Annotated in this window: 1 tRNA gene; it reads right to left on the reverse strand. The window is 39.6% G+C overall.

From position 1 onward, the window contains the following. Window positions 1-168 precede the first annotated feature (168 nt). Window positions 169-242: transfer RNA gene (locus HMPREF2887_RS04970), tRNA-Pro, on the reverse strand. Window positions 243-313 lie beyond the last annotated feature (71 nt).

The raw sequence follows: 313 nt of genomic DNA on the forward strand, positions 1-313 counted from the left end.
GATTTTTTCTGTCTAATTTTTGGGGTGCAGATCAAGACATCCTCTCTTGATATTAAATTAGACTAACCCGCTAGACAATTAATATCGATGAAAAAAGAAAAAGGGAGAGACGAATCCCACCAGATACTAAAAACTAATATTTATTTAAAACATACATCAATCAATTAATCGGGAAGACAGGATTCGAACCTGCGACACCTTGGTCCCAAACCAAGTACTCTACCAAGCTGAGCTACTTCCCGTATGGATAGAAAAACCGAAACCTTCAGACTTCTTCTCTATGCACCCTAGAGGAGTCGAACCTCTAACCGCC

It is taken from the genome of Streptococcus sp. HMSC071H03, assembly GCF_001813035.1.
Lineage (GTDB): Bacteria > Bacillota > Bacilli > Lactobacillales > Streptococcaceae > Streptococcus > Streptococcus anginosus.